This window comes from Cellulosimicrobium composti, from assembly GCF_010287905.1.
Classification (GTDB): domain Bacteria; phylum Actinomycetota; class Actinomycetes; order Actinomycetales; family Cellulomonadaceae; genus Cellulosimicrobium; species Cellulosimicrobium composti.
The window spans coordinates 9,925-30,830 of sequence record NZ_JAAFAN010000032.1 but is presented as its reverse complement, the minus strand read 5'-3'; the positions used below and the strand labels follow the sequence as shown (position 1 = coordinate 30,830).

The window sequence follows — 20,906 nt, the reverse complement described above, 5'->3', positions numbered from 1 at the left end:
CAAGCGCGGCGGTGTGAAGTGGTGGGCAGCAACGAGGAGGCCACCATGACCAGCACCCCGGGCACCGAGCCCACCACCCCCACCACCCCGGCCACCGACGCCCCTGCCGCTCCCGCCGAGACGACGCCCGCCGCCGCCGAGCGCGCCGCGACGGTCTCCGTCGAGACGCCGGCACCCGCGCCCGTCGAGGCGCGGACCGAGCCCCTGGCCCCGGTCGGCGCGACGCAGCCGATCCCCGCACCGCAGCACGTCCAGCACCTCGCGCCGCCGCAGCCCGCCCCGACGGGCCACGCGAGCGCCGCGCCGCTGCCCAACCCGTACGCGCGGCCCGCCCAGCCGTCGCCGCACGCGCCCGGCGGGTCGTTCGGCCCGCCGCCCGCACCGCCGGTCCCGGCCGGCCAGGGTGAGGACGGCGGCGCCCGCCGCCGCCGCACCTGGGTCCCCGTCGTCGGCGCGGCCGCCGCGGCAGCCGTCCTCGCGAGCGTCGGCACCGCGGGCCTCACCGTGGCGCTGACGCCCGACCAGGCGCCGGCGTCGCTCGCGGACGTCGGCCGCCAGCAGAGCACCACGGCGCCCGTGTCCGACTCGTCGTCGCAGAACCCGGACTGGGAGGCCGTGACCCAGGCGGTCGCGCCGTCGGTCGTCGCGATCCAGGTGCAGACCCCGCAGGGCGGTGCCGAGGGGTCGGGCGTCGTCATCGACCAGCAGGGCCACGTCCTGACGAACAACCACGTCGTGTCCGGCGCGGTCGACGACACCGTCCAGGTGACGCTGAGCGACGGCCGCCTGTTCGAGGCGAAGATCGTCGGGCTCGACCCGGCGACCGACCTCGCGGTCGTGCAGCTCGTCGACGCGCCCGACGACCTCCGGCCCGCGACGCTCGGCGACTCGGACGACGTGAGCGTCGGCGAGGCCGTGCTCGCGGTCGGCAACCCGCTCGGTCTCGCGAACACGGCGACGACGGGCATCGTGTCGGCCGTGGACCGTCCGGTCTCCGCGTCGGGCGAGGGCGGCGGCACGTCCGTCGTCACCAACGCGATCCAGATCGACGCCGCGGTCAACCCCGGCAACTCGGGCGGCCCGCTGTTCGACGCGCAGGGCCGCGTCATCGGCATCACGTCGTCGATCGCGTCGCTCTCGAGCGGCGGCGGGCAGTCGGGGTCGATCGGCCTCGGGTTCGCGATCCCCGTGAACCTCGCGAGGTCGATCGGGGAGCAGCTCATCGAGGACGGGACCGCCGAGCACGCGTTCCTCGGCGTGACGCTCGCCGACGCGACCGCGACCGCCGACGGCGTCACGCGCCGCGGCGCGGAGGTCCAGGAGATCACCGACGGGTCGCCCGCCGCCGAGGCGGGGGTCCGCTCCGGGGACGTCGTCGTCGCGATCGACGGCCACGCCGTGGGCGGCGCCGAGTCGCTCACCGCGTTCGTGCGCGAGCGGGCCGCGGGCGAGACGTCCGCGCTGACGGTCGTGCGCGACGGGAAGACGATCGAGCTCGACGTGACGCTCGCGACGCGCCCCGCCGACGACGGGACCGACGGGCAGGATCAGGCGCCCGACCAGGGCCGCGCCCCGGGCCAGGGCGACCAGGGCGAGGGCCAGGGCGGCGGGCAGGACTCCGACCCGTCCGACCCGGGCAACGTCCCGAACCCGTTCGACTGGTTCTTCGGCGGGCGGGGCTGACCCCTCGGGACGCCCGCCGGGCGTCCCGGGGCACCGGGGGCGGGCCGACGCGCCGGCACGCGCGGCCCGCTCCCGCACACCGAGCTCCCGTCGCGTCCCCTGCCGCGGCGGGCGGGCGAGCGGCCCGCGAGTCCCCGCGCGGGGCGGTCGCCGCACACCGGACGGCCGGCACGGAGCGCCCGTGCCGGCCGTCCGTCGTCCCCGGTCAGCCGGCGGCGGGCCCCGACGGCTCCCACGTGGCGCCCGGCTCCTCGTCGGCCGCGGCGGCGGGCGCGTCGACGTGCTTGGTGAAGAAGCCGGCCGTCTCGACGTACCCGCCCGAGACGTAGAACTCCTTGGACAGGCCCGTGGCGAGACCGACGCGCCGCGCGCCCACCTCCGCGGCCCACGCCTCCGCGGCCTCGAGCAGGACGCGGCCGATCCCCTGGCGGCGGTGCGACGGCCGCACGGCGACCTCCTCGACGCGGCACACGACGCCGTTCGAGGCGAACGTCAGGTGGCGGTTGGCGAGCAGGTAGCCGACCACGCCGTCGTCCGGGAGCTCGGCCACCGCGAAGTACGTGTCGAGCGCTGCGAGGAGCGGGCCGAACGACCGCTCGAACGCCTCGCGCTCGGGGTCGTGGCGCGGCAGCTCGCGGACGAGCGGCCACACGTCGTCGCGGTCGGCCACGGTCGCGCGGCGGACCAGGACGCCGGACGGGGCGGACGGGCGGGCGGCGGGAGACAGGGAGGAATCGGGCACGCCGCGAACGTAGCAGCGGCGACCCCGGCGGGACCGGGCCGTCCGGACCCCGGTCGCGAGGCCGCGACGGTGACGTCTCCGCCGGTCAGCCGCCGCCGAGCGCGAAGCGCATCGGCTCGAGCTTCGCCTCCGACTCCGCGACCTCCGCCGCAGGGTCCGACGCGGCGACGATGCCGCACCCGGCGAACAGACGGACGGACCGCGGGTCGGTCGCCGAGAGCTCGGCGGACCGCAGCGCGATGCCCCACTCGCCGTCGCCGTCGGCCCCGAGCCACCCGACCGGGCCCGCGTACCGGCCCCGGTCCATGCCCTCGATCTCGCGGATGACCTCGCGCGCGACGCTCGTCGGCGTCCCGCACACCGCGGCCGAGGGGTGCAGCGCCGCGGCGAGCGCGAGGCTCGTCGGGCCGGCCGCCGCCCCGGGCGCGCCGGCGCCGCGCGCGAGGACCGCCGTCACGTCGGACGCGAGGTGCATGACGTTCGGCAGGTGCAGCACGAACGGCGCGTCGGGCACGTTCATCGACGAGCAGAAGGGCGCGAGCGCCTGCGCGACCGACCGCACCGCGTACTCGTGCTCCTCGAGGTCCTTCGACGACCGCGCGAGCTGGGCCGCGCGCAGCAGCGCCTCGTCGTCGGAGAGCCCGCCGCGGCGGATCGTGCCGGCGAGCACGCGCGAGGTCACGAGGCCCTTCTCGCTGCGGACCAGCAGCTCGGGGGTCGCCCCGACGAGGCCGTCGACGGAGAAGGTCCAGCACGCCTCGTACGCCGCGACCAGGCGCGCGAGGAGCCAGCGCGGGTCCACGGGCTCGGCGGTGTGCGCGACGACGTCGCGCGCGAGCACGACCTTCTCGAGCGCGCCCGAGCGGATCCGCTCGACGCCCTCCGCGACGACGGTCGCCCAGTCGTCGGCGCGCAGCGCGCCGTCGTGCCACGCGACCGCGCCGGGGGCCGTGACGGGAGTGCGCGGGGTGCGCGCGAGCGCGTCGGCCGGGGAGGAGGAGAGCGAGCCGGCCGTGTCGACCGTCGTGAGCCACGCGCGCCCGTCGCGACGGCCCACGACGACGCGCGGTACGACGAGCACGCCGCCCGCGCGGACGGGGTCGTGCGCGTCGTCGCCCGGCGCCGAGTCGTCGAACGCGAACGAGCCGAACGCGACCGGTCCGGTGCCGGGCAGCCCGACCTCGTCGCGCACCACGGCGCGCCCGAGCGTCTCGTGCCACGCCGCCTCGGCGTCGGCGAACCGGCCCGGGCCCCACGTCTCGAGGCGCAGCGCCTCGCCCCAGCCCACGATCCCGTCGCCGCGGCGCACCCACGCGTGCGGGCGCGCGTCGGGCAGGAGGTCCACGAGGGCGTCGAGACCGCCGGGCAGGTCGGGGATCGGGGTGGTCCGCACGACGATGCTCGGCCGGGGTTGCGGCTGTCCGGCCGTGGCCGACGGTTCTGCAGTCATCGCGTCCAGCGTAAGCCGCGCGCGGCGGTGCGCCCGCCGGGCCCGGTCCGCCCCGCCCGCCGTCGCCCCCGGGGCGCGCCCGGCGGCGCGCGGACGTGGAAGCATGGGGGCATGCCCCGCGCCACCCTGGACAAGAAGCCCACCGAGGTCGCGTCGATGTTCGACGGGATCGCCTCGCGGTACGACCTGACGAACGACATCCTCTCGCTCGGGCAGGACCGGTCGTGGCGCCGCGCGGCGGTGCGCGCGGTCGGCGCGCTGCCGGGGGAGAAGGTCCTCGACCTCGCCGCCGGGACCGGCACGTCGTCCGAGCCGTTCGCCGACGACGGCGTGCGCGTCGTCCCGTGCGACTTCTCGCTCGGGATGCTGCAGGTCGGCAAGGAGCGGCGCCCGGACCTCCCGTTCGTCGCGGGCGACGCGACGCGGCTCCCGTTCGCCGACGAGACGTTCGACGCGGTGTCGATCTCGTTCGGGCTGCGCAACGTCGTCGACACCGAGGGCGCGCTGCGCGAGATGCTGCGCGTCGTGCGGCCGGGCGGGCGCGTCGTGATCTGCGAGTTCTCGACCCCGACGTGGGCGCCGTTCCGCGTCGTCTACCAGGAGTACCTCGTCCAGGCGCTCCCGCGCATCGCGGCCGCCGTGACGCGCGAGGGCGGCTCCTACCAGTACCTCGCCGAGTCCATCGCGGCGTGGCCGGACCAGGTCGGGCTCGGCCGTCTGCTCCTGCGCACGGGCTGGGAGAAGGTCGCGTACCGCAACCTCTCCGGCGGGATCGTCGCGCTGCACCGCGCGACGCGTCCCGCGTGACGCACCCCTGACGTCCGACCGCCGCACCCCCCCCGCCGCGTCCGCGCAGCGGAATTCACCCGGCGGAGCAGGCTCCTGCGCATGCCGTTGCCCGGGGCACGACCTACCGTCGGGGCACGAGCGCCGCCGCAGGGGTGGGCGCCGGTACGACAGGGGCACGACATGGAACGGCTGACGAAGGGCGCGCTGGCGATCGGGGCGGGAGCGTTGCTCCTCCTGGGAGGCGCCGGGACGTACGCGCTGTGGTCCGACTCGCAGGCCGTCGCCGAGGCGGGCGACATCACCTCGGGCGACCTGGACCTCGCGATGGGCACTCCCGTCTGGACGCTCAACGGGACTCCCGTGGCGGACGTCACGGCGGTCCGCATCGTCCCGGGCGACGTGCTCGCCCTGACCCAGCCGGTCACCGTGACCGCGATCGGCGACACGCTGCAGTCCACGCTCTCCGTCGCGGGCACCGACGCCCTCACGGGCGACGCGGCGCTGCTCGACGCGCTCGACGTGACGTTCGAGCTCGACGGCCCGCCGTCGTGGGCCACGGACAACGGGGACGGCACGTTCGAGGTCGCGCCGTCGACGGCCGCGTACGCGCCCGTCGACGCCGACGTGACGCTCACGTTCGACGAGGCGACGCCCGACCAGGTCGCGACGAACGCCGTCGTCAACCTGTCGAGCCTGACCTTCACGCTCGAGCAGCACCTCTGAGAGGTCCGCGGTGGGCGTCGAGAGCTCCCGCCGCGCACGGCCACCCGGCCCGGGCGCGCTCCGCACGGCGCGCGCCCGCCGGGGCGCCGCGCGCGCCGTCGCCGTGCTCGTCCTCGCGGCGCTCCCGCTCTCGGCGGGCGCCGCGTGGGCCACGTGGTCGGCCTCGCAGGCCGTGAGCACCGCGGACGTGCGCTCGGGGACCTTCGGCGTCGAGACGTCGTGGCAGACGTTCCCCGACCTCGCGGGCATGATGCCCGGCGAGTCGCGCGACGGCGTCGCGTCGCTCACGCACACGGGTGACGGCACGTGGCGGTACCGGCTGTCCGTCGCGTACGACGGCCCCGTGCAGCCCACCGTGACGTTCTACCCGGGGCCGACGTGCACCGGGACGCCGCTCGCCGCCGGGGCGCTCAGCCCGCAGACGTACGCGCGCGGCGCGACCACCCAGGTGTGCGTGCGCTACACGCTCCCCGCGGGGAGCCCGAACGCGTGGCAGGGGCAGAGCGCGCAGGTCGCGGTCACCGTCACGCTCGAGAGCAGGCCGTCGTGACGCGCGCGGTCCGGGTCCGGGTCGCCGCGGTGCTCGCGGTGCTGCTCGCGCTCGTCGGCGTGCCGGCCGCGGCGTGGTGGACGGCGAACGGCTCGCTGTGGACGACCGTCTCCGCCGGGACGGTCCCGCCGCCGACCGCGACGACGTGCACGACGACCGGCTCGGTCGTGCTGCGCAGCGCGACCGTCAGCTGGGCCGCGCCCACGCCCGCGCCCGCGCGCTACCGCGTGACGATCGCGGGCGGCGGGCAGTCCACCACGACCGAGACCACCGCCACCCAGCTCGTCGTCACCGAGAGCCTGCTCGGCGGGCTGCTCGGGTCGATCCTCGACCTGCTGCTCGGCGGCACGACGCTCCAGGTGAGCGTCCAGTCCGTCCACGCCTCCGGCTGGACGTCCGCCCCGAGCAACGCCGTGCCGGTGCGCGGCGCGCTCCTCGCGGGCACCGGCCTCGCCGGGGTGTCCTGTGGCTGAGCGCCGGCTGCCCGCACGGCACCGCGGGACACGCCGCCACGGGCCGCTCGCCCGGGTGCTGGGCGCCGTCGCGCTGGCGGCCGCCGTCGGGCTGGCCCTCGTGGGCGTCGTCGTGCCGCTCGTGCTCGGGGCGACGCCGTACACCGTCCTCACCGGGTCGATGCGCCCCACCTACGCGCCGGGGACGATGGTCGTCGTGCGGCCCGTCGACGCGGCACGCATCTCCCCGGGGGACGTGGTGACGTACCAGATCGCCTCGGGGCGGCCCGAGGTCGTGACGCACCGCGTCGTCGCCGTCGGCGTCGGGGCGGACGGCGAGCGCACCCTGACGACGCGCGGCGACGCCAACTCCTCGCCCGACCCGGAGCCCGTGCGTCCCGTCCAGCTGCGCGGGACCGTCGTCTACGCGGTCCCCGTGCTCGGCTGGGTCAGCACCGCGGTCTCGGGGGACACGCGCCGCACCGTCGCGGTGGTCGCGGCGGCCGGCCTCCTCGGGTGGGGCGCCTGGCAGGTCGTGGCGGGTCTGCGCGAGCGGGCCCGGTCGCGCGGGCGCACGCGTGCCCGACCGGCCCCGGAGCCCGTCCCGTGAGCCCGCGGGCGCACCGGCGCGGGCCGCTCCGGCGCGACCCGGTGCGTGCCCGGCGGCGCGGACGGCCGCGCGCGCTCCTCGCGGTCGCGCTCGCGCTCGTCGCCGCCGTCGCGCTCGGCGGGCCCGCACGCGCGTCCGCGGGCGGCGAGGACGCCGTACGACTGAGCACCGACGGGTCCGCGTGGGCGGCGGACCTCACGACGTCCCTCTTCGGGGCGGACGCGCTCGTCGTCCCCGGCGCGACCGTCGTGCGCGACCTGTGGGTCCGCAACGACGGCCCGGGCGCGGCGCGCGTCCTCGTCGACCTCGCTCCCGACGTCGACCCGGCGCAGGCGCGCACCGGCCTCGGCGCGTGGCTCGACGTCGCGCTCGACGGCACGAGGCCCGACGGCGCCACGTGGCGCGGGCCGGTCCTCGACCCGGGTGAGGCGACGCGCGTCGAGGTGCGGGTCGCGATGTCCGCCGACGCGCCGTCCTCGACGCGGCGCTCGGTCGCGGGCGTGCTCGAGAGCGTGCACCTCGTCGCCGTCGCGGACGGGGCGGCGCCTCCGGGCGGCGGCCGGGGCAGCCTGCCGCGCACGGGCGCGGACGCGTGGGCGGTCCTCGCCGTCGCGGCGCTCGCGGCGGGGGCGGGCGTCCTGCTCGCGCGTGCGGGGTCGGCGGGCCGTGCCCCGCGGGACCGGGTGCAGGACGCGCGGCCGGAGTCCGGCCCGTCGGCCTGACCTGCGTCGACGCGTCCCGTGGGCGCGCCCCGGCCCCGGGAGGCTAGGCCATCGCCGCGCCGGCCCCGTTGCCCGCGAGTCCCGACTCCCAGGGCCCGTGGTCGTCGCCGGGGAGGACCTTCGTCACAGGATCTCCCAAGGAAGGGTCGCCTTGCTACACATCTCCCACCGGGAGTGACTAGAGTGGCGACGTCCATTGTGACCGACTTCACAAGGACTGTGGGTGCACCGTGCCCGGACCCCGGCCACGGTGGAGGCGCGAGATGTCCCGACGACCGGACGGGGAGGGGTGAGCACGGTGGGCGCGAGGCTCGACGACGCCGACGTGATCGTCGTGGGCGCCGGTCCGGCCGGCTCCGCGGCCGCGCACTACTGCGCCGCCGCCGGCCTCAGCGTGCTGCTCCTGGAGAAGTCCTCGTTCCCGCGCGACAAGATCTGCGGCGACGGACTCACCCCGCGCGCGGTCGCCGAGCTCGTGCGCATGGGCGTCCCCACGCGCGAGGACGACGGGTGGATCCGCAACCGCGGCCTGCGCGTCGTCGCGAGCGGGCGGTCCTGGGAGCTCGCCTGGCCCGACCTCGCGTCGTACCCCAGCTACGGCATGGCCCGCGCGCGCCACTCGTTCGACCGCACGCTCGCCGAGCACGCGCAGCGCACCGGGGCCAAGCTGCTCGAGCGCACCGCCGTGACCGGTCCCGTCCTCGACGAGCGCACCGGCCGCGTCGTCGGCGTGACGGCGCGTCCCGTGGACGACAAGGGCCGACGCGCGGGCGACGAGGTCACCTACCGCGCGCCCGTCGTCGTCGCGGCCGACGGCGTCTCGTCGCGCTTCGCGCTCGCCCTCGGCCTCGCACGCCGCGAGGACCGCCCGATCGGCGTCGCCGTCCGCACCTACTTCCGGACGCCCCGGCACGACGACCCGTGGATGGAGTCCCACCTCGAGCTGTGGGACGGCGCGCCCCGCGAGTCGAACCTCCTGCCGGGCTACGGCTGGATCTTCTCCCTCGGCGACGGCACGGCGAACGTCGGCCTCGGCTCGGTGAGCTCGACGCCCGCGCGGCAGTCCGCGGCGAACGTCGACTACAAGGACCTGTTCGCGGCGTGGATGCGCAACGCGCCCGCCGAGTGGGAGCTCACCGAGGAGAACCGCCTCGGCCCGGTGCGCGGCGCCGCGCTGCCCATGGGGTTCAACCGCACGCCGCTGTACACGCGGGGCGTGCTCCTCGTGGGCGACTCCGGAGGCATGGTCAGCCCGTTCAACGGCGAGGGCATCGCGTACGCGATGCAGGCCGGTCGGACGGCGGCCGACGTCGTCGCGCAGTCGCGCGCACGCCTCACCGACCCGGGGCGCGAGCGCGCGCTGCAGACCTACCCGCGGATCATGCGCCGCGAGCTGGGCGGCTACTACACGCTCGGCCGGTACTTCGTGAAGCTCATCGAGCACCCCGAGATCATGCGGGTCTGCACGCGCTACGGGCTCCCGCGCCCGGTCGTCATGCGGTTCGTGCTCAAGCTCCTGTCCGACTGCTACGAGCCCCGCGGCGGCGACTGGGTCGACCGCGTGATCGCAGGGCTGACGAGGGTGGTGCCGTCGTCATGAGCCACCGAGGTGGGCCGGCACCCTGCCAGGACGAGGGGCCGGCGCTCGCACCACCTTCCCGTGACCCCGGACGACGTCGTCCGGGAGAACCCGTCCCGAGCCCCCACTTGAGGAGTCGACGATGACCAACCCGTACGTCCCGCTGCTCGTCCTCATGGGCGTGGCCGCCGTGCTGGCCCTCGGCGGTGTCGCCGCGAGCGCGGTCATCGGACCCAAGCGCTACAACCGCGCCAAGCTCGACGCGTACGAGTGCGGCATCGAGCCCACGCCCCACGCCGTCGGCGGCGGGCGCTTCCCGATCAAGTACTACCTCGTCGCCATGACGTTCATCGTCTTCGACATCGAGGTCGTCTTCCTCTACCCGTGGGCCGTCGACTTCGCGACGCTCGCGACGTTCGGTCTCGTGGCGATGCTCGCGTTCCTCGCGCTCATCACCGTGCCGTTCGTCTACGAGTGGCGCCGCGGCGGCCTGGAGTGGGACTGACGGTGGCACCCAGCGGGGGCCCCGGCGGGCACCGGCGAGAGAACTAGGAGAGACACCATGGGGATCGAGGAAGCTCCCTCGGGCTTCTTGCTCACCACGATCGAGGACCTCGCGGGGTACCTGCGCAAGGCGTCGCTGTGGCCCGTGACGTTCGGCCTCGCGTGCTGCGCCATCGAGATGATGGCCGCCGGCGCGTCGCGGTTCGACCTGTCCCGGTTCGGCATGGAGGTCTTCCGCGCGTCGCCGCGCCAGGCGGACCTCATGATCGTCGCCGGGCGCGTGAGCCAGAAGATGGCGCCGGTCGTCCGCCAGGTCTACGACCAGATGAGCGAGCCGAAGTGGGTCCTGTCCATGGGCGTGTGCGCGTCGAGCGGCGGGATGTTCAACAACTACGCGATCGTGCAGGGCGTCGACCACGTCGTGCCCGTCGACATCTACCTGCCCGGCTGCCCGCCGCGGCCGGAGATGCTCATCAACGCGATCCTCGCGCTGCACGAGCAGATCCAGCACGAGCCGCTCGGGGTGAACCGCAAGGAGGCGGCGCGCGCCGCCGAGGCCGCGGCGCTCGAGGCCACGCCGACGTTCCAGATGAAGGGGCTGCTGCGGTGACGGACGAGAAGTCGGGGGCGGGCACGCCCGTGCCCCAGCCCGAGGAGGTGCAGGGCCCGCGGTCGTCCGACCTCGTGAGCGGCTCGGGCGCGCCACGGACGCTCGAGGTCGTCGAGGTGCGCGAGGGCATGTTCGGCGTCCGCGGCTCGGGCGACACGTCGGGCTACGGCGGGCTCGTGCAGCCCGTGGCGATGCCCGGCGCGAGCCCGCGGCCCTACGGCGGCTGGTTCGACGAGGTCGTCGACGTGCTCGCGGAGGTGCTCGCCGCGTCGGGCGTCCCGTTCGACGCGGCGGTCGAGCGCGTCGTCGTGGACCCGCCCGGCGCGCACGCCGAGCTCACGCTGCACGTGCACCGCGACCACCTGGTCGACGTGTGCCGCGCGCTGCGCGACGACCAGGACCTGCGGTTCGAGCTGAGCCTGGGCGTGAGCGGCGTGCACTTCCCGCACGACGTGGGGCGCGAGCTGCACGCGGTCTACCACCTGACGTCGATCACGCACGGCCGCCGCCTGCGACTCGAGGTGTCGGTGCCCGAGGCCGACCCGCACGTGCCGACCACGACGTCCGTCTACCCGACGAACGACTGGCACGAGCGCGAGACGTGGGACTTCTTCGGGATCGTCTTCGACGGCCACCCGTCCCTCGCGCGGATCGAGATGCCCGACGACTGGCCGGGCCACCCGCAGCGCAAGGACTACCCCCTCGGCGGCATCCCCGTCGAGTACAAGGGCGCGACCGTGCCCCCGCCGGACACGAGGAGGTCGTACTCGTGAGCACGCACACCACCGGCGCCCCCGGCGCCGCACCGCACGCCACGCGCCCGCCCGTCGGCGACTTCGAGCCGGGCATCCCGAGCTTCGAGGCGTCGGGCGGCGACTGGGCCGACGTCGCGGAGAGCGCCGTCGCCGCGGCCGCGCTCGGCGAGGAGCGCATCGTCGTCAACATGGGTCCGCAGCACCCGTCCACGCACGGCGTGCTGCGCCTCATGCTCGAGATCGACGGCGAGACCGTCACCGAGGCGCGGTGCGGCATCGGCTACCTGCACACCGGCATCGAGAAGAACATGGAGTACCGGACGTGGACGCAGGGCGTCACGTTCTGCACGCGCATGGACTACCTTGCGCCGCTGTTCCAGGAGACGGCGTACTGCCTCGCGGTCGAGAAGCTGCTCGGCATCACGGACGACGTGCCCGAGCGCGCGAGCGTGATCCGCGTGCTCATGATGGAGCTCAACCGCATCGCGTCCCACCTCGTGTGCCTGGGCACGGGCGGCAACGAGATGGGCGCGACGACCGTCATGACCGTCGCGTTCACCGCGCGCGAGGAGATCCTGCGGATCTTCGAGGCCGTGACGGGTCTGCGCATGAACCACGCGTACGTGCGCCCCGGCGGCGTCGCGCAGGACGTGCCGCCGGACCTCGTGGAGCAGGTCCGCAAGGCGGACCCGCTCGTGCGCCGCTACCTCGGCCAGCTCGGCGACCTCATGCTCGCGAACCCCATCTTCAAGGGTCGCCTCGTCGGGGTCGGGCACCTCAACCTCGCGGGCTGCATGGCGCTCGGGGTGACCGGGCCGGTGCTGCGCTCGACCGGCCACCCGTACGACGTGCGCAAGGCCGACCCGTACTGCGGCTACGAGACGTACGACTTCGACGTCCCGACCGCGACCGGTGCGGACTGCTACGACCGCGTCGTGCTGCGGCTCGAGGAGTGCTACCAGTCGCTGCACATCGTCGAGCAGTGCCTCGAGCGCCTCGAGGCGACCGCGGGCCAGCCCGTCATGGTGGGCGACCGCAAGATCGCGTGGCCCGCGCAGCTCGCGATCGGGAGCGACGGCCAGGGCAACTCGCTCGAGCACATCAAGGAGATCATGGGCACCTCCATGGAGGCCCTGATCCACCACTTCAAGCTCGTCACGGAGGGCTTCCGGGTCCCGGTGGGGCAGGCGTGGCAGACCGTCGAGCACCCGCGCGGCGAGCTCGGCGTGCACCTCGTGTCCGACGGCGGCACCCGCCCCTACCGGGCGCACTTCCGCGACCCGTCCTTCAACAACCTCCAGGCCGTGGCGGCGATGTGCGAGGGCGGCCAGGTGGCCGACGTCGTGGTCGCCGTCGCGTCGCTGGACCCCGTGCTGGGAGGGGTGGACCGATGACCATCGACGCCGGACCTGCGACGAACGGCACGCCTGCGGGCGCGCCGCGCCAGCGCCCCGGGTACGACGCCGAGACGGCCGCGCGGCTCGCCGCCGACGCGGCGCAGATCGTCGCGCGCTACCCGCACCCGCGCTCGGCGCTGCTGCCGATGCTGCACCTCGTGCAGTCCGAGGACGGCTACGTCTCGCGCGACGGGATCCTGTTCTGCGCCGAGCAGCTCGGCCTCACCGCGGCCGAGGTGTCCGCCGTCGCGACGTTCTACACGCAGTACAAGCGGCACCCGAACGGCACCTACACCGTGGGCGTCTGCACGAACACGCTGTGCGCGATCATGGGCGGCGACGCGATCTTCGACGAGCTGTCGGAGCACCTCGGCGTCGGGCACGACGAGACGACCGAGGACGGCGCGATCACGCTCGAGCGCGTCGAGTGCAACGCGGCCTGCGACTACGCGCCGGTCATGATGGTCAACTGGGAGTTCTTCGACAACCAGACCCCGGCCAGCGCGACCGACGTCGTCGACCGTCTCCGCGCGGGCGAGCCCGTCGCCCCGACGCGCGGCGCCGCGAGCGTGTGCACCTTCAAGCAGATGAGCCGCGTCCTCGCGGGCTTCACCGACGGCCGCGCCGACGAGGGCGTCGGGGCGGGTGAGCCCACGCTCGCCGGCCTGCGCCTCGCGCGCGAGCACGGCTGGACCGCCCCCGCCGGCGAGACGGCCGCCGAGGCGGGAGACGCGCCGTCGGCCGCCGACGCCGCGTCCACCGGCGGCACCGAGGGCGCACCGGAGAAGCCGGTCACCGGCGCGGAGCAGTCGAGCGCCGACCGGAAGCCGACCACCGAGGCCGACGTCGACCCGGGAGGCAAGGCCGAGTCGCCCGGCACGAAGCCCGACCCGTCGAAGGGAGCGGACGCATGAGCGAGCAGCAGACCGCCCGACCGGCACCCGACCCGCTGACCCCCGTCCTGTCGGACACGTGGGACGCGGACCGGTCCTGGACCCTGGCGTCGTACCTGGACCGCGGCGGCTACGCCGGCCTGCGCGCGGCGCTCGGCCAGGACCCGGCCGACGTCGTGGCGACCGTCAAGGCGTCCGGCCTGCGCGGCCGTGGCGGCGCGGGGTTCCCGACGGGCATGAAGTGGGGCTTCCTGCCCGCGCCCGACGGCGGCCCGCGCTACCTCGTCGTCAACGCGGACGAGTCCGAGCCGGGCACGTGCAAGGACATCCCGCTCATGCTCGCGAGCCCGCAGGCGCTCGTCGAGGGCGTCGCGATCACGTCGTACGCGATCGGGTGCCACCACGCGTTCATCTACGTGCGCGGCGAGGTGCTGCACGTGTACCGCCGCCTGCTGCGCGCGGTCGAGGAGGCGTACGAGGCGGGGTACCTCGGCACGGACGTGCTCGGGTCGGGCTTCGACCTCGACGTCACGGTCCACGCCGGGGCCGGCGCGTACATCTGCGGCGAGGAGACGGCGCTGCTCGACTCGCTCGAGGGGCGCCGCGGGCAGCCGCGGCTCAAGCCGCCGTTCCCGGCGGTCGCGGGCCTGTACGCGCGCCCGACGGTCGTCAACAACGTGGAGTCGATCGCGAGCGTGCCGTCGATCGTGGCGCGCGGCGCGGACTGGTTCACGTCGATGGGCACGGAGCGCTCGGCCGGGTTCGGCCTGTTCTCGCTCTCGGGCCACGTGACGCGGCCCGGCCAGTACGAGGCGCCGCTCGGCACGACGCTGCGCGAGCTGCTCGACCTCGCGGGCGGGATGCGCGGCGGCAAGGCGCTGAAGTTCTGGACGCCGGGCGGGTCGTCGACGCCGCTGTTCACCGACGCCCACCTCGACACCCCGCTCGACTACGAGTCGGTCGCCGCGGCGGGCTCGATGCTCGGCACGCGCGCGCTGCAGCTCTTCGATGAGACGACGTGCGTCGTGCGCGCGGTGAGCCGGTGGACGGACTTCTACGCGCACGAGTCGTGCGGCAAGTGCACGCCGTGCCGCGAGGGCACGTACTGGATGAAGCAGGTGCTGGCGCGCATCGAGGCGGGCCAGGGCACCGAGGCGGACCTCGACCTGCTCCTCGACACGTGCGACAACATCCTGGGGCGCGCGTTCTGCGCGCTGGGCGACGGTGCCACGTCTCCCGTGACGAGCAGCATCGAGCTGTTCCGCGACGAGTACGAGGCGCACATCACGGAGCACCGCTGCCCGTTCGACCCGGCGGCCTCAGCGCTCTTCGACCACACGCCCCGCCCGGCCCGCGTCCTGACGGCAGGAGTGCACTGATGACGACCACGACCCCCGCCCCGGGCACCGGCTCCTCGGCCGTCGCGCCCTCGGGCGGCGCGGCCACGCCCCCCGCCCCGGCGGACCAGGTGACGTTCACGATCGACGACATCGAGATGTCGGTGCCGAAGGGCACGCTCGTGATCCGCGCCGCCGAGCAGATCGGGATCCAGATCCCGCGGTTCTGCGACCACCCGCTGCTCGAGCCCGCGGGCGCGTGCCGGCAGTGCCTCGTCGAGGTCGCGACGCCGGACCGCGAGGGCAACGTGCGGCCCATGCCGAAGCCGCAGGCGTCGTGCACGCTCGAGGCGACGCCCGGGATGGTCGTGCGCACGCAGCGCACGAGCGCCGTCGCCGACAAGGCGCAGCACGGCATCATGGAGCTCCTGCTCATCAACCACCCGCTCGACTGCCCGGTGTGCGACAAGGGCGGCGAGTGCCCGCTGCAGAACCAGGCGATGAGCAACGGCCGCGCGACGAGCCGGTTCGTGGACGTCAAGCGCACGTTCCCCAAGCCGATCGCGGTCTCGACGACGATCCTGCTCGACCGCGAGCGGTGCGTCCTGTGCCAGCGCTGCACGCGGTTCTCGCAGGAGATCGCGGGCGACGCGTTCATCGACCTGCAGAAGCGCGGCGCCGCGCAGCAGATCGGGCGCTTCGACGAGGCCGTGCTCGACTTCGCGCCGCCCGCGGGCGAGACGCCCGGCGACCGCCCGGTGGGACTGGCCCTGGAGGACGAGTCGGGGCTCCCGTTCGCGTCGTACTTCTCGGGCAACACCGTGCAGATCTGCCCCGTGGGCGCGCTCACGGGCGCCGCGTACCGGTTCCGGTCGCGCCCGTTCGACCTGGTCTCGACGCCGTCGGTGGCCGAGCACGACTCGTCGGGCTCCGCGATCCGCGTCGACCACCGGCGCGGCGTCGTGCTGCGCCGCCTCGCGGGCGAGGACCCGCTCGTCAACGAGGAGTGGATCACCGACCGCGACCGCTTCGCGTTCACGTGGCAGTCCGCGCCGGACCGCCTCACGCACCCGCTCGTGCGCGACCGCGAGGTCGCGCCGGACGGCACGGTGACCCGCGGCGAGCTGCGCCCGGCGTCCTGGGCCGAGGCGCTCGAGGTCGCGGCGGACGCGCTCACCCGGGCGCGCGACGCCGCCGGCGTCGGCGTGCTCCCGGGCGGGCGGCTCACCGTCGAGGACGCGTACGCGTACGCGAAGCTCGCGCGCACGTGGCTGCGCACGAACGACGTGGACCACCGCGCCCGCGCCCACAGCGCGGAGGAGGCGGACTTCCTCGCCCACGCCGTCGCGGGCAGCGGGCTCGGCGTGACGTTCTCCGACCTCGAGAAGGCCCCCGCCGTGCTCCTCGTCGGCCTGGAGGCCGAGGAGGAGGCGGGCGTGACGTTCCTGCGCCTGCGCAAGGGCGCGCTGCGGCACGGCGTGCGCGTGTTCTCCGTCGCGCCGTACGCGTCGCGCGGTCTGCAGCGCCTGCACGGGACGCTGCTCCCCGCCGCGCCGGGCACCGAGGGGGAGTGGCTCGACGGCATCGCCGCGGGCGACCGCGTGCGGACGCTCGACGAGGCGAGCGGGCCCGAGGACGTGCTCGCGGACGTGAGCGACGCGCTGCGCCGGCCGGGCGCGGTGATCCTCGTGGGCGAGCGGCTCGCCGCGACGCGCGGCGGGTACACCGCGCTGCTGCGCGCCGCCGCCGCGACGGGCGCGCGCCTCGCGTGGGTGCCGCGCCGCGCGGGCGAGCGCGGCGGCGTCGAGGCGGGCACGCTGCCGAACCTGCTGCCGGGCGGGCGCCCCGTCGCCGACCCCGCGGCACGCGTGGACGTCGCGACGGTGTGGGGCGTGGGCGCGGCCGACGACCCGCACGCCGGGCTGCCGACGACGGTCGGGCGCGACGCGGGCGAGATGCTCGACGCGCTGTCGGTCGGCCAGCTCTCGGGCGTCCTCCTCGGCGGGCTCGAGCTCGACGACCTGCCCGACCCGGCGCACGCGCGCCGCGCGCTCGAGGCGGCGGACGTCGTCGTCTCGCTCGAGGTGCGCCGCTCCGCGGTGACCGAGCTCGCCGACGTCGTGCTCCCCGTCGCGCCGCCCGTCGAGCGCGAGGGCGCCTTCGTCAGCTGGGAGGGGCGCGTGCGCCGCTTCCCCGCCGCGCTCGCGTCGACCGCGATGCCCGACCACCGCGTGCTCGACGCGCTCGCGGACGCCGCGGGCGTGCCGCTCGGGCTCGCGACGGTCGAGGCCGTGCGCGCCGAGCTGGACCAGCTCCTCGACGCGGGCGCGTGGGACGGCGAGCGCGTCCCCGCGCCGGCCGTGGAGACCGCGGAGCCCCCGGCCGTCGCGCCGGGCACGGCGGTCCTCGCGAGCTGGCGGCTCCTGCTCGACGACGCGCGCGGCCAGGACGGCGAGCGCTACCTCGCCGGGACGGCCAAGCGCCCGGTCGCGCGGCTGTCCGCCGCGACGGCCGCCGCGGTCGACGTCTTCGACGGCGAGCTCGTGCGCGTCTCGACCGACCGCGGGGCCGTCACGCTCCCGGTCGTCGTGACGGACATGGTCGACCACGTGGTCTGGCTGCCGATGCGCTCCCCGGGGTCGTCCGTGCACGCGACGCTCGGCGCGGTGCCGGGCGACGTCGTCCGGCTCGAGCCCGGGAGCACCGACGGAGGGGAGGGCGCATGAGCGGCGTCCACGCGTTCCACGCGCTGGCGGCCGAGACGCCGGCCGTGCCCGGCATCACGGCGGACTTCTCGCAGGACAACGGCTGGACGTACCTCGTCAAGGCCGTGCTCATCCTCGTGTTCCTGCTGACGAGCGTGCTGTTCGCGATCTGGTTCGAGCGCAAGGTCGTGGCGCGCATGCAGGTGCGCCCGGGACCGAACTGGCACGGGCCGTTCGGCCTGCTCCAGTCGCTCGCCGACGCGATGAAGCTCCTGCTCAAGGAGGACATCACCGTCAAGGCGGCGGACAAGTTCGTCTACCTGCTCGCGCCGATGATCTCCGTGTTCTGCGCGCTCCTCGTGTTCGCGGTCGTCCCGTTCGGGCCCGAGGTGCAGATCCCGTTCACGGACTACGTGACGCCCGCGCAGCTCACCGACTTCCCGGTCGCGACGCTCTACATCCTGGCGTGCGCGTCGCTCGGCGTGTACGGCATCGTGCTCGGCGGCTGGTCGTCCGGCTCGACGTACCCGCTGCTCGGCTCGGTCCGCTCGACGGCGCAGGTCATCAGCTACGAGCTCGCGATGGGCCTGTCCCTCGTCTCCGTCTTCATCATGGCGGGGTCGATGTCGACGTCGCGCATCGTCGACTCGCAGACGCAGCTGTGGTGGTTCCTGCCGCTCCTGCCGGCGTTCGTCATCTACGTCATCTCGATGGTCGGCGAGACGAACCGGCTCCCGTTCGACCTCCCCGAGGCCGAGGGCGAGCTCGTGTCCGGGTACATGACGGAGTACTCGTCGATGAAGTTCGCGTGGTTCTTCCTCGCGGAGTACATCAACATGCTCAACGTCTCCGCCGTCGCGACGACGCTGTTCCTCGGCGGGTGGCGCGCCCCGTGGCCGCTCTCGGCGATCAACGACGGGATGCTCAACGAGGGCTGGTGGCCCATCCTCTGGTTCCTCGTCAAGGTCTGGGCCGTCATGTTCTTCTTCGTGTGGGTGCGCGGCACGCTGCTGCGCCTGCGCTACGACCAGTTCATGCGGTTCGGCTGGAAGGTCCTCATCCCGTTCGCGCTCGCGTGGCTCGTGCTGCTCGCGGTCGCGCAGGCGGTGCGCCAGTTCCTCGACGTCGACCTGCGCGTGTTCGTCGGCGTGGCCGTCGCCCTCGCCCTCGTGGTCGTGGTCGTCGTCTGGTTCTGGCCCGAGAAGAAGGCGCCGCCCGGCACCACCCCGCGCGCAGCGGGCGCCGCGCCCGAGCCGTTCGACGCGTTCGCGGGCGGGTTCCCCGTCCCGCCGCTGCCGGGCCAGTCGCTCCCGCCGTCCCCGCGCCGCCGGGCGCTCGTGCCCGACGACGCCGGCACGCCCGGGGCCGCCGGGTCACCTGGCACCCCCCACGACAAGGAGGTCGACCGTGGCTGACGACCAGAAGCACGAGCCCCGCCCGGGGCCGTCGGCGCCGGGCGAGTACACGCAGCGGCGGCCGCAGGCCAAGGGCCTGCGCGAGGCGCTCGCACCCGTCGCAGGGTTCGGCGTGACGTTCTCCTCGATGTTCCGGCCGACGGTCACGGAGCAGTACCCGCGCCAGAAGGTGCCGACGAAGCCGCGCTACCACGGGCGGCACCAGCTCAACCGGTACCCGGACGGGCTGGAGAAGTGCATCGGGTGCGAGCTGTGCGCGTGGGCGTGCCCGGCGGACGCGATCTACGTCGAGGGCGCGGACAATGCCGACCTGCCCGACGGCGGCCACATGTCGCCGGGCGAGCGGTACGGCCGCGTCTACCAGATCAACTACCTGCGCTGCATCTTCTGCGGCCTGTGCATCGAGGCGTGCCCCACGCGCGCGCTGACGATGACGAACGAGTACGAGCTCGCCGGGCCGACGCGCGAGGGCATGATCTGGGAGAAGCAGGACCTGCTCGCGCCGCTGCGCGAGGGCATGCTCGCCGCGCCGCACCCGATGGTGCCCGGGACGTCGGACACCGAGTACTACCGCGGGGAGGTGACCGGCCCGGTGGCCGAGCAGGTGGAGTGGGTGCGCGAGCACCGCCCGGACGACCCGACGCTGCCGCCCGAGCCCGCGGGCCCGCAGCCGGAGGTCCGGCGCGTCACGCAGCCGTCCGGGCGGTCCGCCCGTCCGTCGGCCCGGAAGGGCGCGCGGTGACCGGGGGCGGCGGCGAGGCGGTCCTCTTCTGGGTCCTCGCCCCCCTCATGGTGCTCGCGGCGCTCTCGCTGCTCTTCGCGCGCAAGGCGGTGCACGCCGCCATCGCGGTCATGTTCGTCATGGTCGACCTCGCGATCCTCTACATCGCGCAGGAGGCGTCGTTCCTCGGCGTCGTCCAGGTCGTCGTCTACACGGGCGCCGTGATGATGCTGTTCCTCTTCGTGCTCATGCTCGTGGGCGTCGACGCGTCCGACTCGCTCGTCGAGACGATCCGCGGCCAGCGGTGGATCGGCGTGCTGCTCGGGCTGGGGCTCGGGGTCGTGCTGGTCGGCGTCGTCTCGCAGGCGGCGTTCCCGCCGGCGGTCGGCCTCGAGCTCGCGAACGCGGCCACGAACCCGACGGCGCTCGCGCGCGTGCTCTTCGCGGACTACGTGTTCGCGATGGAGGTCGTGGGCGTCCTGCTCATCACCGCGGCGGTGTCCGCGCTCGTGCTCACGCACCGCCGGCGGCTCACGCCGAAGGTGGGCCAGCGCGAGCAGGCCGAGGCCAAGGTCGCGGCGCTGCCCTCGGGCGGCCGGCTCACGCCGCTCGCCGCGCCCGGCGTGTACGCGCAGAACAACGCGATGGACACCCCGGCGCTCGACGCGCACGGCCGGCCCATCGAGGAGTCGGTCTCGCGCGTCCTGCGGATCCGCGGCCAGGAGCGCTCCGCGGGCACGATCCTCGCGGCCGAGCGCGACGTGCTCGTCGAGCACGAGCCGCAGCGCGCGCTGCCCGCCCTGCGGGCGCAGGACGCGAACGAGCGCACCGTGCAGGCGGCGACCGCCGAGCGCCCCGCGGGCGAGGCGCCCGCCGGCGACGTCGCCGGGCCCGACGACCCGGGTCGGTCCCGCGTCCCGGGCGGGACGCCGGCGGCGACCGAGGCAGGAGAGGACTGATGGAGCTCACCCACTACCTCGTGCTCGCGGCGATCCTCTTCGCGATCGGGGCCGCGACCGTGCTGCTGCGACGCAACGCGATCATCGTGTTCATGGGCGTCGAGCTCATGCTCAACGCGACCAACCTCGCGTTCGTCACGTTCGCCCGCATGCACGGCGACGTGACCGGGCAGGTGCTCGCGTTCTTCGTCATGGTCGTCGCGGCGGCGGAGGTCGTCGTCGGCCTCGCGATCATCGTGTCCATCTTCCGCACCCGTCGGTCCGCCTCGGTCGACGACGTCAACCTGCTCAAGAGCTGAGGGGCCGGCAC

The 20,906-nt window shown here is 75.1% G+C and carries 21 protein-coding genes; 19 read left to right on the top strand and 2 right to left on the bottom strand.

Annotated elements, in window-relative coordinates; genetic code table 11:
* The first annotated feature begins 45 nt into the window (after positions 1–45).
* Positions 46–1,683, top strand: coding sequence for a S1C family serine protease (locus GYH36_RS10730; RefSeq protein WP_115943543.1), 1,638 nt, complete (start codon positions 46–48; stop codon positions 1,681–1,683).
* 205 nt (positions 1,684–1,888) lie between these two features.
* Here GYH36_RS10730 and GYH36_RS10725 read toward each other — a convergent pair whose 3' ends face one another.
* A complete protein-coding gene (locus GYH36_RS10725) occupies positions 1,889–2,425 on the bottom strand; it encodes a GNAT family N-acetyltransferase (protein WP_162289842.1) in 537 nt (178 codons plus the stop codon).
* A gap of 85 nt (positions 2,426–2,510) precedes the next feature.
* Positions 2,511–3,875, bottom strand: a complete 1,365-nt coding sequence (locus tag GYH36_RS10720) for an isochorismate synthase (protein WP_024841821.1) — start codon at positions 3,873–3,875, stop codon at positions 2,511–2,513.
* A 111-nt stretch (positions 3,876–3,986) separates the two neighbouring features.
* On the opposite strand from GYH36_RS10720, the gene GYH36_RS10715 reads away from it, so the two are divergent.
* The 18 genes from GYH36_RS10715 (at position 3,987) to nuoK (ending at position 20,895) form a co-directional block, all read left to right on the top strand.
* Entirely contained in the window at positions 3,987–4,682 is a 696-nt protein-coding gene (locus GYH36_RS10715; RefSeq protein ID WP_162289841.1) for a demethylmenaquinone methyltransferase, read from the top strand.
* Positions 4,683–4,844: 162 nt separating this feature from the next.
* Entirely contained in the window at positions 4,845–5,387 is a 543-nt protein-coding gene (locus tag GYH36_RS10710; protein WP_024841823.1) for an alternate-type signal peptide domain-containing protein, read from the top strand.
* Positions 5,388–5,397: 10 nt separating this feature from the next.
* Positions 5,398–5,937 (top strand): hypothetical protein, encoded by a 540-nt coding sequence (locus tag GYH36_RS10705; protein ID WP_162289840.1) that lies wholly within the window; start codon positions 5,398–5,400, stop codon positions 5,935–5,937.
* Positions 5,934–6,410 (top strand): hypothetical protein, encoded by a 477-nt coding sequence (locus GYH36_RS10700; protein WP_162289839.1) that lies wholly within the window; start codon positions 5,934–5,936, stop codon positions 6,408–6,410. Before GYH36_RS10705 ends, GYH36_RS10700 begins: the two co-directional genes overlap by 4 nt.
* 55 nt (positions 6,411–6,465) lie before the next feature.
* Positions 6,466–6,999, top strand: a complete 534-nt coding sequence (locus GYH36_RS10695; protein WP_024841826.1) for a signal peptidase I — start codon at positions 6,466–6,468, stop codon at positions 6,997–6,999.
* Positions 6,996–7,721 (top strand): hypothetical protein, encoded by a 726-nt coding sequence (locus GYH36_RS10690; protein ID WP_162289838.1) that lies wholly within the window; start codon positions 6,996–6,998, stop codon positions 7,719–7,721. Before GYH36_RS10695 ends, GYH36_RS10690 begins: the two co-directional genes overlap by 4 nt.
* 289 nt (positions 7,722–8,010) lie before the next feature.
* Positions 8,011–9,321, top strand: coding sequence for a geranylgeranyl reductase family protein (locus GYH36_RS10685; protein ID WP_312028593.1), 1,311 nt, complete (start codon positions 8,011–8,013; stop codon positions 9,319–9,321).
* Positions 9,322–9,442: 121 nt separating this feature from the next.
* A complete protein-coding gene (locus tag GYH36_RS10680; RefSeq protein WP_021481795.1) occupies positions 9,443–9,805 on the top strand; it encodes an NADH-quinone oxidoreductase subunit A in 363 nt (120 codons plus the stop codon).
* A 57-nt stretch (positions 9,806–9,862) separates the two neighbouring features.
* The gene (locus GYH36_RS10675) at positions 9,863–10,414 is read left to right on the top strand and encodes a NuoB/complex I 20 kDa subunit family protein (RefSeq protein ID WP_024841829.1); all 552 of its coding nucleotides are present in this window, start codon (positions 9,863–9,865) and stop codon (positions 10,412–10,414) included.
* Complete coding sequence (locus tag GYH36_RS10670) at positions 10,411–11,187, top strand: NADH-quinone oxidoreductase subunit C (RefSeq protein ID WP_024841830.1); 777 nt, start codon at positions 10,411–10,413, stop codon at positions 11,185–11,187. The genes GYH36_RS10675 and GYH36_RS10670 overlap by 4 nt, the downstream gene beginning before the upstream one ends.
* On the top strand, positions 11,184–12,563 hold the full coding sequence (locus tag GYH36_RS10665; protein ID WP_162289837.1) for an NADH-quinone oxidoreductase subunit D: 1,380 nt from the start codon (positions 11,184–11,186) through the stop codon (positions 12,561–12,563). Before GYH36_RS10670 ends, GYH36_RS10665 begins: the two co-directional genes overlap by 4 nt.
* Complete coding sequence (nuoE, locus tag GYH36_RS10660; protein ID WP_024841832.1) at positions 12,560–13,480, top strand: NADH-quinone oxidoreductase subunit NuoE; 921 nt, start codon at positions 12,560–12,562, stop codon at positions 13,478–13,480. The genes GYH36_RS10665 and nuoE overlap by 4 nt, the downstream gene beginning before the upstream one ends.
* Positions 13,477–14,838 carry an NADH-quinone oxidoreductase subunit NuoF gene (nuoF, locus tag GYH36_RS10655; RefSeq protein WP_024841833.1) on the top strand — a complete coding sequence of 454 codons (1,362 nt, stop codon included), beginning with the start codon at positions 13,477–13,479 and terminating at the stop codon, positions 14,836–14,838. The genes nuoE and nuoF overlap by 4 nt, the downstream gene beginning before the upstream one ends.
* Complete coding sequence (locus tag GYH36_RS10650) at positions 14,838–17,522, top strand: NADH-quinone oxidoreductase subunit G (protein WP_162289836.1); 2,685 nt, start codon at positions 14,838–14,840, stop codon at positions 17,520–17,522. Before nuoF ends, GYH36_RS10650 begins: the two co-directional genes overlap by 1 nt.
* Positions 17,519–18,916, top strand: a complete 1,398-nt coding sequence (gene nuoH / locus GYH36_RS10645) for an NADH-quinone oxidoreductase subunit NuoH (protein ID WP_115942029.1) — start codon at positions 17,519–17,521, stop codon at positions 18,914–18,916. The genes GYH36_RS10650 and nuoH overlap by 4 nt, the downstream gene beginning before the upstream one ends.
* Positions 18,909–19,658 carry an NADH-quinone oxidoreductase subunit NuoI gene (nuoI, locus tag GYH36_RS10640; protein WP_024841836.1) on the top strand — a complete coding sequence of 250 codons (750 nt, stop codon included), beginning with the start codon at positions 18,909–18,911 and terminating at the stop codon, positions 19,656–19,658. The genes nuoH and nuoI overlap by 8 nt, the downstream gene beginning before the upstream one ends.
* Positions 19,655–20,596, top strand: a complete 942-nt coding sequence (locus GYH36_RS10635; protein ID WP_115942030.1) for an NADH-quinone oxidoreductase subunit J — start codon at positions 19,655–19,657, stop codon at positions 20,594–20,596. Before nuoI ends, GYH36_RS10635 begins: the two co-directional genes overlap by 4 nt.
* Positions 20,596–20,895: an NADH-quinone oxidoreductase subunit NuoK gene (gene nuoK, locus GYH36_RS10630; RefSeq protein ID WP_024841838.1), complete on the top strand. Its 300-nt coding sequence runs from the start codon at positions 20,596–20,598 to the stop codon at positions 20,893–20,895. Before GYH36_RS10635 ends, nuoK begins: the two co-directional genes overlap by 1 nt.
* The last annotated feature ends 11 nt before the right edge of the window (positions 20,896–20,906 follow it).

Excerpts from the sequence above, each read along its gene's own strand:
- GYH36_RS10675 (WP_024841829.1), top strand. The coding sequence starts at position 9,863 with ATGGGGATCGAGGAAGCTCCCTCGGGCTTCTTGCTCACCACGATCGAG.
- GYH36_RS10710 (WP_024841823.1), top strand. The coding sequence starts at position 4,845 with ATGGAACGGCTGACGAAGGGCGCGCTGGCGATCGGGGCGGGAGCGTTG.
- nuoK (WP_024841838.1), top strand. The coding sequence starts at position 20,596 with ATGGAGCTCACCCACTACCTCGTGCTCGCGGCGATCCTCTTCGCGATC.
- GYH36_RS10715 (WP_162289841.1), top strand. The coding sequence starts at position 3,987 with ATGCCCCGCGCCACCCTGGACAAGAAGCCCACCGAGGTCGCGTCGATG.
- GYH36_RS10650 (WP_162289836.1), top strand. The coding sequence starts at position 14,838 with ATGACGACCACGACCCCCGCCCCGGGCACCGGCTCCTCGGCCGTCGCG.
- nuoE (WP_024841832.1), top strand. The coding sequence starts at position 12,560 with ATGACCATCGACGCCGGACCTGCGACGAACGGCACGCCTGCGGGCGCG.
- GYH36_RS10680 (WP_021481795.1), top strand. The coding sequence starts at position 9,443 with ATGACCAACCCGTACGTCCCGCTGCTCGTCCTCATGGGCGTGGCCGCC.
- nuoF (WP_024841833.1), top strand. The coding sequence starts at position 13,477 with ATGAGCGAGCAGCAGACCGCCCGACCGGCACCCGACCCGCTGACCCCC.
- GYH36_RS10730 (WP_115943543.1), top strand. The coding sequence starts at position 46 with ATGACCAGCACCCCGGGCACCGAGCCCACCACCCCCACCACCCCGGCC.
- GYH36_RS10720 (WP_024841821.1), bottom strand. The coding sequence starts at position 3,875 with ATGACTGCAGAACCGTCGGCCACGGCCGGACAGCCGCAACCCCGGCCG.
- nuoH (WP_115942029.1), top strand. The coding sequence starts at position 17,519 with ATGAGCGGCGTCCACGCGTTCCACGCGCTGGCGGCCGAGACGCCGGCC.